Consider the following 15718-nt stretch of genomic DNA (forward strand, 5'->3'; position numbering starts at 1 on the left):
TGCAGTTGTTCCATATCCTCAACCATATGGTTCTCCGATGACTATCGAGCGGGGCGGTGGGATTGCGAACAGCCCGACAATGGGGATCGCCTGCCAATGCCTTGAACTAACTCGGGAATAATGCCGGCATTGTCGTAGATATTGCAAAAAGGGTGTTTCGCATGAGTTCCAACCGCAAGCAATGGATTGTGGCTGCAGTGGTGGTGGCGCTGGCTGCTGGTGGTTACTATGCCTGGAAGGCGCTGAACGGCAGCGGATTGCCCGATGGGATTGCCTCGGGCAATGGCCGTATCGAAGCAACCGAGATCGATATTTCGACCAAGAGCCCCGGTCGTATCCGCGAAATACTTGCCAATGAGGGTTCATTCGTCAAACAGGGCGATATCCTTGCGCGCATGGATACCGATCAGCTGGAAAGCCAGCGCGCACAGGCGGAAGCGCAATTGCGCCGGGCGCAGATCGGCATCGAGACGGCGCAGAGCCTCGTCATACAGCGACAGGCGGAATTTGCCGCCAATCAGGCGACGGTCGCCCAGCGCAATGCGCAACTCGATGCGGCACAGCGGCGTCTGGCACGTTCGCAGGCGTTGACCCAATCGCGAACCGTCTCCGAACAGGTTCTCGATGATGACCGCGCCAGTGCGCAAGGCGCGCAGGCAGCGGTCGAGGCTGCCAAGGCGCAGCTTGCGGCAAGCGACGCGGCCATCAATGCCGCCAAGGCGCAGGTTGTCGATGCCGAGGCATCGGTGGAAGCCGCCAAGGCGGCGATTGCCAGCATCATGGCGGATATCAACGACGCAACGCTGGTCGCGCCAACGGCGGGGCGGGTGCAATATCGTGTTGCCCAGCCCGGCGAAGTCCTTTCGGCTGGCGGTCGCGTTCTCAACCTCGTTGACCTTGGCGATGTCTATATGACGTTTTTCCTGCCGACCGCGCAGGCCGGTCGTGTCGCAATCGGCGCCGAAGCCCGCATCGTGCTGGATGCTGCGCCGCAATATGTCATTCCAGCCACGATTTCCTTCGTGGCCGATGTGGCGCAGTTCACGCCGAAGACGGTTGAAACCGAGGAGGAACGCCAGAAGCTGATGTTCCGCGTCAAGGCAAAGATTTCGCCGGAACTGCTTCAGAAATATATCCAGCAGGTGAAGACCGGGCTACCGGGCATGGCCTATGTGAAGCTTGACCCCGCTGCTGAATGGCCGAAGAACCTCGCGGAAACCGTAAAATGAGTGACGCTTCGGTCCAGTCTGAGGCGGGAGGCGACAGTTTTGTCGTTCGCGCAAAGGGCGTAAAATTGTCCTATGGCGCTGCGCAGGCGCTGCGCGATGTTGATCTCGATATCCCCGCAGGGCGCATGATCGGCCTGATCGGTCCCGACGGCGTCGGCAAATCGAGCCTGCTGTCGCTGGTTTCAGGCGCGCGCAGCATGCAGGAAGGCCACATTGAGGTGCTGGGCGGCGATATTGCCGATCGGAAGCATCGCGAATCTGCCTATCCGCGCATCGCCTATATGCCGCAAGGTCTTGGCAAGAACCTTTATCCGACGCTCTCGGTTTTCGAGAATATTGATTTTTTCGGACGGTTGTTCGGCCATGACAGGCAGGAGCGGGAGCGACGCATTGCCGATCTTCTGGCGCGCACTGGCATGTCACCCTTTGCGGATCGCCCGGCAGGCAAGCTCTCGGGCGGCATGAAACAGAAGACGAGCCTCTGCTGTTCGCTGATCCACGATCCTGATCTGCTGATCCTCGATGAACCGACCACTGGCGTCGATCCCCTGTCGCGCCGGCAGTTCTGGGAACTGATCGACGATATCCGCAAGGACCGTCCGGGGATGAGTGTCATCGTCGCGACCGCCTATATGGAGGAAGCGGAGCGTTTTGACTGGCTTGTCGCGATGAATGACGGGCAGATATTGGCAACGGGCACGCCGCGGGAGCTTCTCGAACGCACTAAAACGCCCAATCTCGATGCGGCCTTCATCGCTTTGCTGCCGGAGGAATTGCGGCAGGGGCACAAGGAAATCGTCATTCCGCCGCGCGCGCCGGGTGCCGATGCCGAGATCGCCATTGAAGCCGAACATGTCACGGTTCGGTTCGGCAATTTCACGGCGGTCGATAATGTGAGCTTCCGCATTCCACGCGGCGAAATTTTCGGGTTCCTCGGTTCGAATGGCTGCGGCAAATCCACCACCATGAAGGTGCTGACCGGCCTTCTGCCCGCCAGCGACGGCATTGCACGGTTGTTCGGGCGCGAGGTCGATCCGAAGGATATCGATATCAGGCGGCGCGTCGGCTACATGTCGCAGGCCTTTTCGCTTTATTCCGAGCTGACGGTTCTCCAGAATCTGGAACTGCATGCCAAGCTTTTCGGCATGGAGCCGGAACTGACCGCGCGGCGCATCAAGGAACTTTCCGAGCGTTTCGATCTGTCCGGAGTGATGGACGAATTGCCGGATTCCATGCCGCTTGGTATTCGCCAGCGCCTGTCTTTGGCGGTGGCGCTGATTCATTCGCCGGATATTCTCATTCTCGATGAGCCGACTTCCGGTGTGGACCCGGTGGCGCGTGATGCTTTCTGGGAAATTCTGGCCGACCTGTCGCGCAAGGATAATGTGACGATTTTCGTCTCGACCCACTTCATGAATGAAGCGGAGTTGTGCGACCGCATTTCATTGATGCATGCGGGCAAGGTGCTGATCAGCGACACGCCGAAAGCGATCACGGCAAGCCGCAATGCGGCGACCTTGGAAGAAGCCTTTATCGCCTATCTGACCGAAGCCATCGGCGAGACGCCGCAACCGGCAGCACCTGTTACGGAAGAGGCACCAGCGCCGGTTCAGGCTGCCGTCAGTCCTCCCAAGCCTCAACCGAGTTGGCTTCCCAATCCGCGCCGCATGCTGGCTTATACACGGCGCGAGGCGCTGGAATTGAAGCGCGATCCAATCCGCGCGACACTCGCCATTCTTGGTACGGTGATTTTGATGTTTGTGATCGGTTACGGCATCAATCTCAATGTCGAAAACCTGACATTTGCGGTTCTGGACCGCGACGATACGACGGTCAGCCGCGATTATACGCAGCAGATTGCCGGGTCGCGCTATTTCACTGAAATGCCGCCGATTACCGATTATGACGATCTCGACCGGCGGATGCGCAACGGCGAGATTAGCCTTGCCATCGAGATACCGCCACGTTTCGGCGCAAATATCGCGCATGGGCGGCCTGTCGAGGTGGCGGCCTGGATCGACGGTGCCATGCCCACCCGCGCTGAAACGGTGCGCGGCTATGTGCAAGGCATGCATGCCAACTGGCTGACGCAAAAGGCGCGCGAGCTTTATGGCAATGCGGCGACGGTCGGCAATTTCAATCTGGAAATTCGCTATCGCTACAATCCCGATGTCCAGAGTCTGGTGGCGATGGTTCCAGCAGTCATTCCAATGCTGCTTTTGATGATCCCGGCCATGCTCGCGGTTTTGAGCGTGGTGCGCGAAAAGGAGCTGGGCTCTATCATCAATTTCTATGTGACGCCGGTGACCAAATTCGAGTTCCTGTTCGGCAAGCAATTGCCCTATATCGCACTCGCCTTCCTCAACTTCCTGATGCTGACAGCCTTTGCTGTCTTCATCTTCCGGGTGCCGTTTACCGGCAGTTTCCTCACCTATGCAGCGGCGGCGCTGCTCTATGTCATCATCGCGACCGGCATGGGTCTGGTGCTTTCCACCTTCATGAGCAGCCAGATTGCCGCCATTTTCGGGACGGCCTTGCTGACACTCATTCCGGCGGTGCAATATTCCGGCATCATCGATCCGGTTTCGTCATTGCAGGGTGCGGGCGCATTCATCGGCAAGATTTACCCGACGACCTATTTCGTGACCATCTCGCGCGGGGTTTTCTCCAAGGCGCTTGATTTTGGCGATCTTGCCGGGTCGTTCATACCCTTGCTGATCGCCATTCCGGTGCTGATGGTGCTGGCCATTCTCCTTCTCAAGAAACAGGCGGGCTGAGATGCGGATAGCCAATATATTCCAGCTCGGTATCAAGGAATTGCGCGGTCTCGCCCGCGATCCTATGCTTCTGCTGCTGATCGTCTATGCGTTTACGCTTGCGGTCTATACCTCTGCCCGGGCCCAGCCCGAAAATCTCAGCAATGCGGCTATCGCGATTGTCGATGAAGACCAATCGCCGGTCTCAAACCGTATCACCTCGGCTTTCTACCCGCCTTATTTCGTGCCGCCCAAACTCATTTCTTCCTACGAGATGGACAGCCGCATGGATGAAGGGCTCGACACTTTCGCGCTGAACATTCCGCCGAATTTTCAGCGCGATCTGCTGGCCGGGCGCTCGCCGACCATCCAGCTCAATGTGGATGCAACTCGCATGAGTCAGGCCTTTACGGGCGGTGGCTATGTTCAGTCCATCGTCTCCAGTGAGGTGAACGAGTTCCTGAACCGTTATCGCGGCACGGCGGATACGAAGGTCGATCTCAATTTGCGATCCCGCTTCAATCAGGATCTGAACAAGAGCTGGTTTGGCGCGATCAACAATGTCATTTCGTCGGTCACCATGCTGTCGATCATCCTGACGGGTGCTGCGCTGATCCGCGAGCGCGAGCATGGCACCATCGAGCATTTGCTCGTCATGCCGGTGACGCCGGTTGAAATCATGGTCAGCAAGGTCTGGTCCATGGGGCTGGTCGTGCTGGTCGCTTCGGCCTTTGCGCTGATCTTTGTAGTGCAAGGTCTGCTAGCGGTGCCGATTTATGGATCGGTTCTGCTGTTTCTGGCTGGCGCCGCATTGCAGCTTTTCGCAACCACCAGCCTCGGCATTTTTCTGGCAACGGTTGCAGGCTCCATGCCGCAGTTCGGCATGTTGCTGATGCTGGTGCTAATGCCGTTGCAGGTGCTTTCCGGCGGCATGACGCCACGGGAAAGCATGCCGGACATCATCCAGAACATCATGCTGGTAGCTCCAAACACGCATTTCGTCATATTGGCGCAGGCGATCCTGTTCCGAGGGGCAGGGATCGGCGTGGTATGGCCGCAATTTCTGGCCCTGATCGTCATCGGTTCGGTGCTGTTTTACTTCGCGCTGCAACGCTTCCGGGCATTCCTGCGATAGAGCGGTGGGAACCGCTCTATCCATTCGTTTTGACGCATTATCCTGCGCATCGGAGCGGGATCAGAAATCAGTCCATTGAACCGATTTCCCCGCGTAGGCGCTGCGCACTTTGGCTGGAAATGCTCTAACCAAAGATGTTTGAAAACAATGCCCTGAATCGCTTCGTTGAGAATGCGATTCAGGGGAGCGCGCTTTTTGGCGCATTGCGAATCCGCCTCGGCCTTGCTAGGGCTCGTTTCAGGAAACGGTTTCGCTGTAAAAGGCGGATGAAAAGGGAACGCGGTGAGGCCATCTGGCCAATTCTGCGACTGCCCCCGCAACTGTAACCGGAGAGCTATCTTCCACAATCGCTCAGGCGATCAAGCCACTGAGAGCAGTTTTTGCACTCGGGAAGGCGGAAGAACAGCGGCGACCCGGAAGTCAGGAGACCTGCCGCATCCGGTCACCTAGTTTCGACGCGGGGCGTGTCGGGGCGCGGCTTTCCGTAGCGGTGACATTGGACAAATGTTGCCGCCGGAACGGGAAAAGGGTATCCCCCATTTCTTCGACCTGCGGTCAGGCGATATCGCCTTGCAGGAGACGATACAGGTGCATATTCCAAAATTATCCATTTTGCTGACGGCTGCTTTTGCGGCTGCAAATCCGCTTGCCGCATCGGCCCAAACCGCCAGCGGCGCGGGCGATGCCAATGCAAGCGTGGTTCTCGATACGATTGTTGTCACGCCGCTTCGTCGCGCAACGTCGTTGCAGCGATCCACCTCGTCGGTAACGGTCATCGACACGGCTGAAATCGAGCGTTCGGCGGCCCCCGATCTGCAATCACTGCTGAAATCCTATAGCGGGGTTTCGATCAAGGCGAATGGCGGGCAGGGGTCGAAGTCGGACATCTATATGCGCGGCATGTCGTCCAAGCAGACGGTCGTACTAGTCAATGGCGTCCGCACGGCATCGGCTACGGACGGAACCACGGCGCTGGCCAATATACCGCTGACGTCCATCGAGCGCATCGAGATCGCCAAGGGCGGCCATTCGGCCCAATATGGTGCGGATGCGATGGGCGGCGTCATCAACATCATCACCAAGCAGGGCGGGGCTTGTGGCGAGCGCTCATGGTGCGGCAGCCTGTCCACGGGCGTCACCCATCCCTGGGGCGGCTATGCTTCCGGTTCGGTGCAAGGGCAGAGCGCTGCGGGTGTCGATTATGCCTTTGGTGCGGCGATCACCGGCACCGAGGGCTATGATTTCACCAGCCCCGATGCGTGGGGACACGAACCGGACCGGGATGGTTTCCTGCAAGGCTCGCTCAACTTCTCGCTCGGAAAAGATTTTGACTGGGGCAGGATCTATGCGGACGGGCTTTTGAGCCGGGGCCGCAATCAGTATGATTCCGAATATCCGTCCGCCGATCAGGGCTACAGCACAGCCTTTTCTGGCAAGATCGGCACGCGGATCGATCACGCGGATGACTGGTCTTCGACAGTCGAGTTCAGCTCGGGCATCGATAGCAGCCGTGATTTCCGCAAGGGCGTCTCCGGCTCCGACCGTTATGAAACCAAGCGCTACGGCGTTTTCGCGTCCACCGAGAAAAGTTTCGAAACGGGCAAGGCAAAGCATGTCGTGACCGGCGGTGTCGAAGCCTATCGCGAGACGATCGATTCCACCGTCGCCTATGACGAGACGGGGCGCAATCTGGCGGCGGTGTTCGGGCAGTATTCGCTGGAATATGAAGCGCTGCGCGTCGATGGCGGTGTGCGTTACGACCACAACCAGCAATTCGGCGACGTGACGACATACAATATTGGTGCGAGCTATGAGATTGTACCCGACCTCGTTGTGCGGTCGTCCTATGCGACCGGATTTCGTGCGCCGACATTCAACGAGCTTTATTATCCCGGTTTCGCCAATCCCGATCTGCAGCCGGAAAAGTCACGCTCCTATGAAGTGGGGCTGAACTGGCAGATTTCGGCGGCGACCAGCCTTGATCTTGCGCTTTATCGCAATGAATTGCGCGATGCGATCATGAGTACCGCGCCTTCTTATCTGCCCTATAATGTGGCGCGCGCTCAGGTGACAGGTTTCGAGGCGACGCTGGCGCATCGCTTCGATGACCAATGGGGCGTGAAGGGGGTGCTGGACTTCAAGCGACCCATCGATGAAGAAAACGACACCGATCTTGCCTATCGCGAACGTTTCAAGGCGACCGCCGAAGTGAACTATACGCCGTTCGAAGGTCTCGACCTGACGGGCCGCGTCTTCTATGGCGGTTCGCGCTATGCCGATGCCGCAAATACGCGGAAGCTCGGCAGCTATGTGACCGCCGATTTCGTGGCGCTTTATGCCGTCGACAAGCAGTCAAAGCTGAAGTTCTCGGTCGAGAACATCTTTGACAAGGACTACCAGACGACCTCCGGTTATATTGCGCCGGGCCGTACCTTCAACATCGGTCTGACGCGGAATTTCTGAGGGTTTATCGACGGATGACGAGAGCGACGATCCTTGGCGCAAACTGGCTTATGGCGCTGGCAGCCATGGTTTCGGTCGCTCTTTCTTCTGCCAAGGCTGCACCGCCACAGCGCGTGGTGTCGATCAATGTCTGCACCGATCAACTGGCCATGCTTCTGGCCGCGCCGGGACAGTTGCGGTCGGTTTCCCGTCTGTCGCGCGATCCGCAGCTTTCCGTGCTGGCTGTGCAGGCGGCGACAATACCGGTTAATCGGGCTGAAGCAGAGGAGATTTTCCTCATGAAGCCCGATCTGGTGCTGGCGGGCACATTTTCATCGCAGGTGACGGTCGATCTTCTGCGCAGGCTTGGCCTGCATGTGGAACAGTTCACGCCTGCGCGCTCGTTTGACGATATCGAAGCGCATCTAAGGCGGATGGGCGCGTTGCTTGGACGCGAAGAACAGGCGGAAGCGCTGGTCGCCTCCATGCGATCTAGACTTGCGGCAATAGAAAAGCCGCAGCAACGCAAGACCGTCGCGCTTTATTTCGCCAATAGTTACACATCCGGGCGCGGCACATTGATTGACGAGGCGGTCAAGCGGGCAGGGCTGGACAATATCGCCGACCGCGCTGGCGTGAACGGACCTGCGGCGCTACCTCTCGAAATGCTGGTGATGGAAAAGCCAGATATGCTGGTCCTCAGTGCAAGCGAGCGCGCACCGGGGCTGGCTTTCCAGAATTTCCGGCATCCGGCTTTGCAGGCGCTGGAGCGCGAGGCGAAAGCAATGACGCTTCCCGATAATCTGACCGTTTGCGGCGGGCCGTTCAGTGTTGAGGCGGTGGAAAAACTTGGCGAGGCGGCGCGTGACTGAAAACACTCGTTTCGTGCTTTTGCTCGTCAGCCTTACCGTGCTTGTGGCGGTCCTTTTCGCGTGGTCGCTGCTGACCGGGCCAGCCAATATTGCGGTGAGCGACAGTCTCCGGGCGCTGTTCAGCGGCGAGGGCGATGCCATCGTGCTGGTGATGCGTGAGATCCGCCTGCCGCGCGCCTTGCTGGCTTTGCTGATCGGCGCGTCGCTGGGGCTTTCTGGGGCGGCCCTGCAAGGCTATCTGCGAAACCCGCTGGCAGAACCCGGATTGCTCGGCGTCAGCGCTTCGGCTTCGCTTGGCGCAGTCATCGCCATTTATACCGGGCTGTCGCTGCTGTTTCCCTTGGCCCTGCCTTTGCTGGCGCTGGCCGGTGCATTCGCATCGGTCTTTCTCGTCAAGCTTCTGGCCGGGCGCAATGCCGGAACATTGGCGGTCATTCTGGCCGGTGTCGCGGTGACCAGCCTAGCCGGAGCGCTGACTGCTCTGGCGCTCAACCTTTCGCCCAACCCCTTCGCAGCGATGGAAATCGTGTTCTGGATGCTCGGCTCGCTGGCAGACCGCTCGATGACCCATGTGATGCTGGTGGTTCCGTTCATCATCATTGGCTGGATCATGCTTCTGTCGCTGGGGCGGGCGCTCGACAGCCTGACGCTCGGTGCCGATGCAGCGGCCAGCATGGGTGTCAGTCTGGCCCGCGCGCAGCTTCTGGCCGTGTTGGGCACAGCGCTTTGTGTCGGTGCTTCGACGGCAGTGGCGGGCGCTATCGGATTTGTCGGTCTTGTGGTGCCGCATCTGCTGCGACCGCTGGTCGGGGCGCGACCATCGCGGCTGCTTGTCGCGAGTAGCTTGGGCGGTGCGGCTTTGCTGCTTGCTGCCGATATAGTGGTGCGGGTCGCCATGCCGGGACGGGAACTGAAGCTCGGCGTCGTCACGGCCCTGATCGGCGCGCCATTCTTCCTGTGGCTGGTGTTCAAATATCGCAGGCAACTCGTATGACGGTGCTCTCGGTTCAAAATATCAGCGTGTCGCTGGGCGGGAAAACCGTGCTGGATCGCGTCAGCTTCGATGCAGGCCCCGGCGAGTTCATCGGCCTGATCGGACCCAATGGCGCAGGCAAAACCACGCTTTTGAAAGCAATGCTCGGCCTTGTTCGGGCAGATGGCGCGGTTTCACTCGATGGACGAGGAATAGCCAATTTCAACGCCCGCGACAAAGCTGGTGCGGTTGCCTATCTGCCGCAGGAGCGCGATGTCGCCTGGCCGGTTTCCGCGCATATGCTGGTGTCATTGGGACGGTCGGCGCTGAAGCCAAGCTTTGCTTCGCTGGACGCTGGCGATGAAGCGCTGATCCGTTCGGCGATGCAGCGCATGGATGTGGAAGCCTTTGCCGAGCGGCCAGCCAACGCGCTTTCCGGCGGTGAACTGGCGCGGGTGCTGATCGCCCGCGTTCTGGCGCAGGATACGCCTGTGATCCTCGCCGACGAGCCGGTCGCCGGGCTTGATCCGTCGCATCAACTGGCCTTGATGGAAAACTTTGCCGCAATTGCGCAGGAAGGCCGAACGGTGATCGCCTCGCTGCATGAGCTTGGCCTTGCGGCACAATATTGCACGCGGCTGATCATTCTCGAGAACGGGCGTCTTGCGGCGGATGGCCCGCCGCAGGACGTGCTGACGCCGGAGCGGCTGCGGCAGGTTTACGGGATCGAGGCGCATATCCTGCATATCGACGGGCAGTTCATCGTGCAGCCGAAGTCCCGCGCTTAAACTCTGCGCCACTGGCGTTCCCGCGCCGAACCGTAGATCGTTTCCAGCGTCTTTTGCACTTCATAACCTTCACGGAAATCGGCATGTCCGGTTTTATGGCCAGCAATAGCCAGCAGGAAGTCGCGCACTTCGATGGTCTTGAGGTCGTTGAAACCGATCTGGTGTCCCGCCGCCACGCAGAACGAACCATAGGGTTCGTGGTCGGGACCGGCAAAAATCTTGCGAAAACCCTGCTGGCCTTTTTTGTCGGCATGAAGAAACAGGTCCAACTCGTTGAACCGCTCCTGCGTGAAAAAGATCGCGCCTTTCGAGCCGGAGATTTCGAAGTCATGCTGCATTTTGCGCCCGCTGGCGATCCAGCTTGCTTCCAGCGTCCCGGTCGCCCCATTGGAAAAACTGATCATGGCATGGCAGACATCGTCCACTTCAACCGGCTTGCTTTGTGAAGGATCGGCGCTGTCCGGGCGCTCGCGAATGGCGGTGACGGTCTTGCCCATGACTTCGGCAATCGGGCCGACCAGATAGCGCGCGGCAGCGATGATGTGGCTACCTATATCGGCAAGGGCACCGCCGCCGCCAGCCGGGTCCAGTCGCCATGTCCATGGAATGCGCGCATCGGCCATGAAATCTTCCGCATGGATGCCGCGAAAGTTCCGGACCTCTCCAATTTCACCGCTGTCTATAATGTCTTTCGCCAGCCGGATCATCGGGTTCTTGAGATAGTTGAAACCAACGGCTGTCTGGACACCTTTCTTCTCCGCCGCGAGCGTCATTTCCAGACAATCGGCTGCGCTGGGGGCAAGTGGCTTTTCGCAATAAACATGCTTGCCTGCTTCAATCGCCGCCAGCGCCATTTCCTTGTGAAATCGGTTGGGCGTGGTGATATCGATAAGGTTGATTGTCGGATCGGCAATCAGGTCGCACCAGTTGCCGGTCGCATGGGCAAAGCCCAGTTGTCTTGCGGCTTTCTCAGCGGTTGTTTCATCGATATCGGCCAGCGTGTGCAACTCGACCTGCAAAGGCAGGTCGAAGATGCGATTGACGTTGGCAAGCGCCAGCGCATGGGTCTTGCCCATAAAGCCGGACCCGATCAGACCTGTAACGACTGCCATGCCTTCCTCCCAAGCGCTGACACCATACATGCTGGCAAAGTTCTGCCCGCAATACGCATCATCCAGTCGGAAAATATGCGTTTCGGGGAGAGCTTATCCGATTGACATGGGCTAGCAGAAATGGAATTATAATTCCACGAGAATTTTCTAATGATTGTTTCATTCTATTGAATAGCCGAAGTCGCTTTATTTGCGGGTCATGACTTGGAGGAAGTCACCGTGATGATACCGACAAGGCTGAAAATCGAGAAAACCGGCGGGGAGCGTCGGACAATGGGAGGAGTGAACATGAAATCTCTTTTGAAATCGGCAGTCGCTGGCGCGGCCCTCATGGCTGCGTCATTCGCTGCACATGCGGCTGACATCAATATCGTTGTCGTCAGCCATGGTCAGGCATCGGACCCGTTCTGGTCCGTGGTGAAGAATGGTGTGGCGGAAGCTGCCAAGGATACGGGTGCCAAGGTTGACTATCGCGCGCCGGAAACCTTCGACATGGTGCAAATGGGCCAGCTTATCGATGCGGCCATCAACCAGAAGCCGCAAGGTATCGTCGTATCGATCCCGGATGCCGATGCGCTCGGGCCGTCGATCCAGCGCGCCGTCGCCGCTGGTATTCCGGTCATATCGATGAACTCCGGTTCCGATGCTTCCAAGAAACTCGGCGCGCTGCTGCATGTCGGTCAGGATGAATTCGATGCGGGCAAGGTCGCCGGCGAAGCCTTGAAAGAGGCCGGCGGCAAGAAAGGTATCTGTGTCAATCAGGAAGTGGGCAATGTCTCGCTTGACCAGCGTTGCGCCGGTTTCAAGGAAGGCTTCGGTGACGTGACCGTTCTGCCGACCTCCACTGATCCGGCGGAAAATGAAGCCAAGGTGCGCGCGGCGCTCGCCTCCGACACAGCGGTCGATACGATCCTGACCCTTAACGCGACGCTTGCCGGTGAGCCTGCCGTGAAGGCGGCAGCAGAAAGTGGCCGCAGCGGCATTCATGTTGCAACCTTCGATATGTCGGCAGGCTTCCTTGAAGCCGTCGAGAAGGGGCAGGCAGACTTCGCCATCGACCAGCAGCAGTTCCTGCAAGGTTATCTGCCGGTTTCGTTCCTGGCGCTCAATGCGAAATATGGCCTGATGCCCGGCGGCAATGTGCCTTCCGGCCCGAACCTGATCACCAAGGACAAGGCTGCCCAAGTAGTCGAGCTTTCCGCCAAGGGCATCCGTTAGAACCGGCAATATTTCGGCTCTGGCGGCCTGCAAATGGCACTGTTTTGCGCTTCCGGTGCTCATGTACCCAAAAGTACACTGCGCTCCGGTTCTCAAACCGCACCATTTTCGGCTCGTCAGAGCCAAAATTTCCTCCGGTTCTAAAAACACTTTCCATGACCCGCCCATAGCGATGGGCGGGAACGGGTGGTTGCACCCGAAGCTCGACAGCTGGGCATGAAGCAGCTGCGATGAGGCCTCAGGAGAAAATCATGAGCGAACCCATGTCCGAACCGAAGCCCGCGACGATTGCGGAGCAGCGAGACGAACGGCTGAAAACGGCAAGTCCGATCCAGCGGCTGCTCAGTCGCCCCGAACTTGGTGCGGTTTCCGGGCTCATTCTCATCACGGCTTTCTTCCTGACTACGGCCAACCCGGCAATGTTCACGGCGGCGGGCATCATGAATTTCATGGCGCCTGCATCGCAACTTGGTATTCTCGCGGTCGCCGCCGCGTTGCTGATGATCGGCGGTGAATTCGACCTTTCCATCGGCTCGATGGTGGCGTTTGCCGGTCTGATTTTTGCTGCGGCGCTTGTCGTCTGGCAATTGCCGCTTGGAGTGGCGATCATTATCACGCTTGTCTTTGCGGCGCTCGTCGGAACGGTCAATGCGCAGATCGTGATCAGGAGCGGCTTGCCGTCCTTCATCGTGACGCTGGCTTTTCTGTTTATCCTGCGTGGCCTGTCGCTTGTCGGCCTCAAATGGGCAACCGGCGGCGCGACGCAGCTTCGCGGCGTCAAGGAAGCAGTCGGCAACAGCGCGCTTGCGGGCTTGTTTTCAGGCGATGCGTTTCAGGGGCTGTTCGCCTGGATGGCCGAGCGCGACCTGATTGCCAAGTTCCCGAATGGCGAACCGACCGTAAAAGGCGTTCCCGTCGAGGTGCTATGGTTTGTCGGTGTGGCGCTGATCGCCACCTATGTTCTGGTGCGCACCCGCTTCGGCAACTGGATTTTCGCAGCGGGCGGCGATGCGCTGGCGGCGCGAAATTCCGGCGTTCCCGTGCGCCGCGTCAAGACCACACTCTTCATATGCACGGCCATGGCCGCAGCGCTGGTCGCCATTCTCACCGTGCTCGATGCCGGATCGACCGATGCGCGGCGCGGTTTCCAGAAGGAGTTTGAAGCGATCATCGCGGCTGTCATCGGCGGGTGCCTGCTGACAGGCGGTTATGGTTCGGCCATTGGTGCTTTCTTTGGCGCAATCATTTTCGGCATGGTGCTGATCGGCCTGACCTACACGCAGATCGATCAGGACTGGTATCTCGTCTTCCTCGGCGGAATGCTGCTGATCGCCGTTCTCTTCAATAATTTCATTCGCAAGCGCGCCACGGGCGAGCGCTGAGCCGGGAGGTTGCCATGACAATGACAACGACGATGCCGACGATTGAAATCCGTAATCTTGTCAAACATTTCGGGCCGGTTATTGCACTGAATGGCGTTTCGTTGAGCGTCGAGCCGGGGCAGGTTCATTGCCTGCTGGGCGACAATGGCGCGGGCAAATCAACGCTGATCAAGACGCTGTCCGGCGTGCACAAGCCGACGAGCGGTGACTTCCTTGTTGAAGGCAAACAGGTTGCGTTCAATAGCCCGCGCGATGCACTCGACCACGGGATCGCGACCGTCTATCAGGATCTGGCGATGATCCCGCTCATGTCGGTGATGCGGAACTTCTTTCTGGGTCGCGAGCCGACCAAGGGGGTTGGCCCGCTGCGCTGGTTCGACACGCAGTTTGCTGAAGACGTGACCCGTGAGGAAATGCGCCGGATCGGCATCGATGTGCGCGATCCACAGCAGGCCGTGGGCACGCTGTCCGGTGGCGAACGACAATGTGTGGCCATTGCCCGCGCTGTTTATTTCGGGGCGAAGATATTGATCCTCGATGAGCCGACCTCCGCGCTCGGTGTTCGCCAGACCGCGATGGTTCTCAAATATATCAATCAGGTGCGCGCGCGGGGTCTGGGTGTGATCTTCATCACGCACAATGTTCGCCATGCCCATGCGGTGGGCGACAAATTCACCGTGCTTAATCGCGGTGTGACGCTTGGCACCCGCACCAAGAGCGAAGTCGATATGGATGAATTGCAGAGCCTGATGGCTGGCGGTCAGGAATTGTCCGACCTGTCAGCCGAATTGGGCGGCAGGGTTTGATCGGGTCTCGGAGTTTGCGATGAGCGAGCAATTGAAAGGCAAGGTTGCTGTCATTACCGGCAGTACACAAGGGCTGGGTGCGGCCACGGCAAAGCTGTTTGCAGAACGTGGCGCCGCCGGTCTGGTTATCTGCGGACGGTCCGTGGAAAAGGGACGGGCGCAGGTCGATCTGCTGGAGAAGATCGACGCGCGCGCGGTCTTCGTTCAGGCCGATCTGGAAAATGTCGAGGATTGCAGAAAGATTTTAGCCGAGGCTGACCGGGCTTTCGGACGTCTCGATATTCTGGTCAATGCGGCGGGACTAACCGACCGCGGAACTATACTGGATACCTCGCCGGAGCTTTTCGATCGGCTGTTTGCTGTCAATACCAGAGCGCCTTTCTTTCTTATTCAGGAGGCCATCAAGCTTTTCCGGCGCGATGGCGTGGAGGGCGCGATTGTCAACATTTCCTCTATGTCGTCGATGGGCGGGCAACCATTCATCGCCGCTTATTGCGCCTCCAAGGGCGCGCTCGACACGTTGACCCGCAATGTTGCCTATTCGGTGCTGCGCAACCGTATCCGCGTCAACTGCCTGAATATCGGCTGGATGGCGACGGACGGTGAAGATCGCATCCAGCGCGAATTTCATGGTGCGCCTGCCAACTGGCTCGATGACGCCGCCAGAGCGCAACCCTTTGGGCGCCTGATCGATCCTGCGGAAGTTGCGCGCGCAATTGCGTTCCTGGCTTCGGAAGAATCGGGGCTGATGACCGGAGCAATCGTCAATTTCGATCAGTCGATCTGGGGCGCCTACGATGGTTCTCCGCACCCACAAGCACCGCTCTGAGTTGCATTACTGTGGCGTTTCTAACGCGATCTACTGAAAAACCACCTGTTTTATTGGGAGTATGCCGAAAAATCAGGCAGCAATCGCCATTCCTGCTTGCGCGCACAATTACAGGTAGTTAGAGCACCTTATTGCCTGTTTGATTCAGGCAGGGTGCTCTAAGCTGTTGTTTTAGC

Annotated in this window: 12 protein-coding genes and 1 riboswitch; of the genes, 11 read left to right on the forward strand and 1 reads right to left on the reverse strand. The window is 58.7% G+C overall.

Annotation, left to right across the window (positions count from 1 at the left end; genetic code table 11):
• Window positions 1-161: 161 nt before the first annotated feature.
• From QLQ11_RS01490 to QLQ11_RS01520, 7 genes are all read left to right on the forward strand, one after another.
• Complete coding sequence (locus QLQ11_RS01490) at window positions 162-1229, forward strand: HlyD family secretion protein (protein ID WP_109369357.1); 1068 nt, start codon at window positions 162-164, stop codon at window positions 1227-1229.
• On the forward strand, window positions 1196-4006 hold the full coding sequence (gene rbbA / locus QLQ11_RS01495) for a ribosome-associated ATPase/putative transporter RbbA (protein ID WP_371830790.1): 2811 nt from the start codon (window positions 1196-1198) through the stop codon (window positions 4004-4006). Before QLQ11_RS01490 ends, rbbA begins: the two co-directional genes overlap by 34 nt.
• Window position 4007: 1 nt before the next feature.
• Window positions 4008-5120 carry an ABC transporter permease gene (locus QLQ11_RS01500; RefSeq protein ID WP_109369355.1) on the forward strand — a complete coding sequence of 371 codons (1113 nt, stop codon included), beginning with the start codon at window positions 4008-4010 and terminating at the stop codon, window positions 5118-5120.
• Window positions 5121-5348: 228 nt separating this feature from the next.
• Window positions 5349-5572, forward strand: a riboswitch (cobalamin riboswitch).
• Between the two features lie 136 nt (window positions 5573-5708).
• Window positions 5709-7583, forward strand: a complete 1875-nt coding sequence (locus QLQ11_RS01505) for a TonB-dependent receptor domain-containing protein (protein ID WP_109370259.1) — start codon at window positions 5709-5711, stop codon at window positions 7581-7583.
• A gap of 14 nt (window positions 7584-7597) precedes the next feature.
• Window positions 7598-8434 (forward strand): ABC transporter substrate-binding protein, encoded by an 837-nt coding sequence (locus QLQ11_RS01510; RefSeq protein ID WP_109369354.1) that lies wholly within the window; start codon window positions 7598-7600, stop codon window positions 8432-8434.
• Window positions 8427-9428, forward strand: a complete 1002-nt coding sequence (locus QLQ11_RS01515) for an iron ABC transporter permease (protein WP_109369353.1) — start codon at window positions 8427-8429, stop codon at window positions 9426-9428. Before QLQ11_RS01510 ends, QLQ11_RS01515 begins: the two co-directional genes overlap by 8 nt.
• Window positions 9425-10195, forward strand: coding sequence for an ABC transporter ATP-binding protein (locus QLQ11_RS01520; RefSeq protein WP_121536352.1), 771 nt, complete (start codon window positions 9425-9427; stop codon window positions 10193-10195). The genes QLQ11_RS01515 and QLQ11_RS01520 overlap by 4 nt, the downstream gene beginning before the upstream one ends.
• Here QLQ11_RS01520 and QLQ11_RS01525 read toward each other — a convergent pair.
• On the reverse strand, window positions 10192-11307 hold the full coding sequence (locus tag QLQ11_RS01525; RefSeq protein ID WP_109370258.1) for a Gfo/Idh/MocA family protein: 1116 nt from the start codon (window positions 11305-11307) through the stop codon (window positions 10192-10194). The two genes, QLQ11_RS01520 and QLQ11_RS01525, sit on opposite strands and share 4 nt — an antisense overlap.
• A 288-nt stretch (window positions 11308-11595) precedes the next feature.
• Between QLQ11_RS01525 and QLQ11_RS01530 the strand changes: the two genes are divergently transcribed.
• The 4 genes from QLQ11_RS01530 (at window position 11596) to QLQ11_RS01545 (ending at window position 15542) form a co-directional block, all read left to right on the forward strand.
• Complete coding sequence (locus QLQ11_RS01530; RefSeq protein ID WP_109369351.1) at window positions 11596-12525, forward strand: sugar ABC transporter substrate-binding protein; 930 nt, start codon at window positions 11596-11598, stop codon at window positions 12523-12525.
• Window positions 12526-12776: 251 nt separating this feature from the next.
• Window positions 12777-13907 carry an ABC transporter permease gene (locus tag QLQ11_RS01535; RefSeq protein WP_109369350.1) on the forward strand — a complete coding sequence of 377 codons (1131 nt, stop codon included), beginning with the start codon at window positions 12777-12779 and terminating at the stop codon, window positions 13905-13907.
• A 20-nt stretch (window positions 13908-13927) separates the two neighbouring features.
• The gene (locus tag QLQ11_RS01540; RefSeq protein ID WP_371830792.1) at window positions 13928-14713 is read left to right on the forward strand and encodes an ATP-binding cassette domain-containing protein; all 786 of its coding nucleotides are present in this window, start codon (window positions 13928-13930) and stop codon (window positions 14711-14713) included.
• A gap of 19 nt (window positions 14714-14732) precedes the next feature.
• Window positions 14733-15542 (forward strand): SDR family oxidoreductase, encoded by an 810-nt coding sequence (locus tag QLQ11_RS01545; protein WP_109369348.1) that lies wholly within the window; start codon window positions 14733-14735, stop codon window positions 15540-15542.
• Window positions 15543-15718 lie beyond the last annotated feature (176 nt).

This window comes from Ochrobactrum sp. SSR (assembly GCF_030067775.1).
Classification (GTDB): Bacteria; Pseudomonadota; Alphaproteobacteria; order Rhizobiales; family Rhizobiaceae; genus Brucella; species Brucella teleogrylli.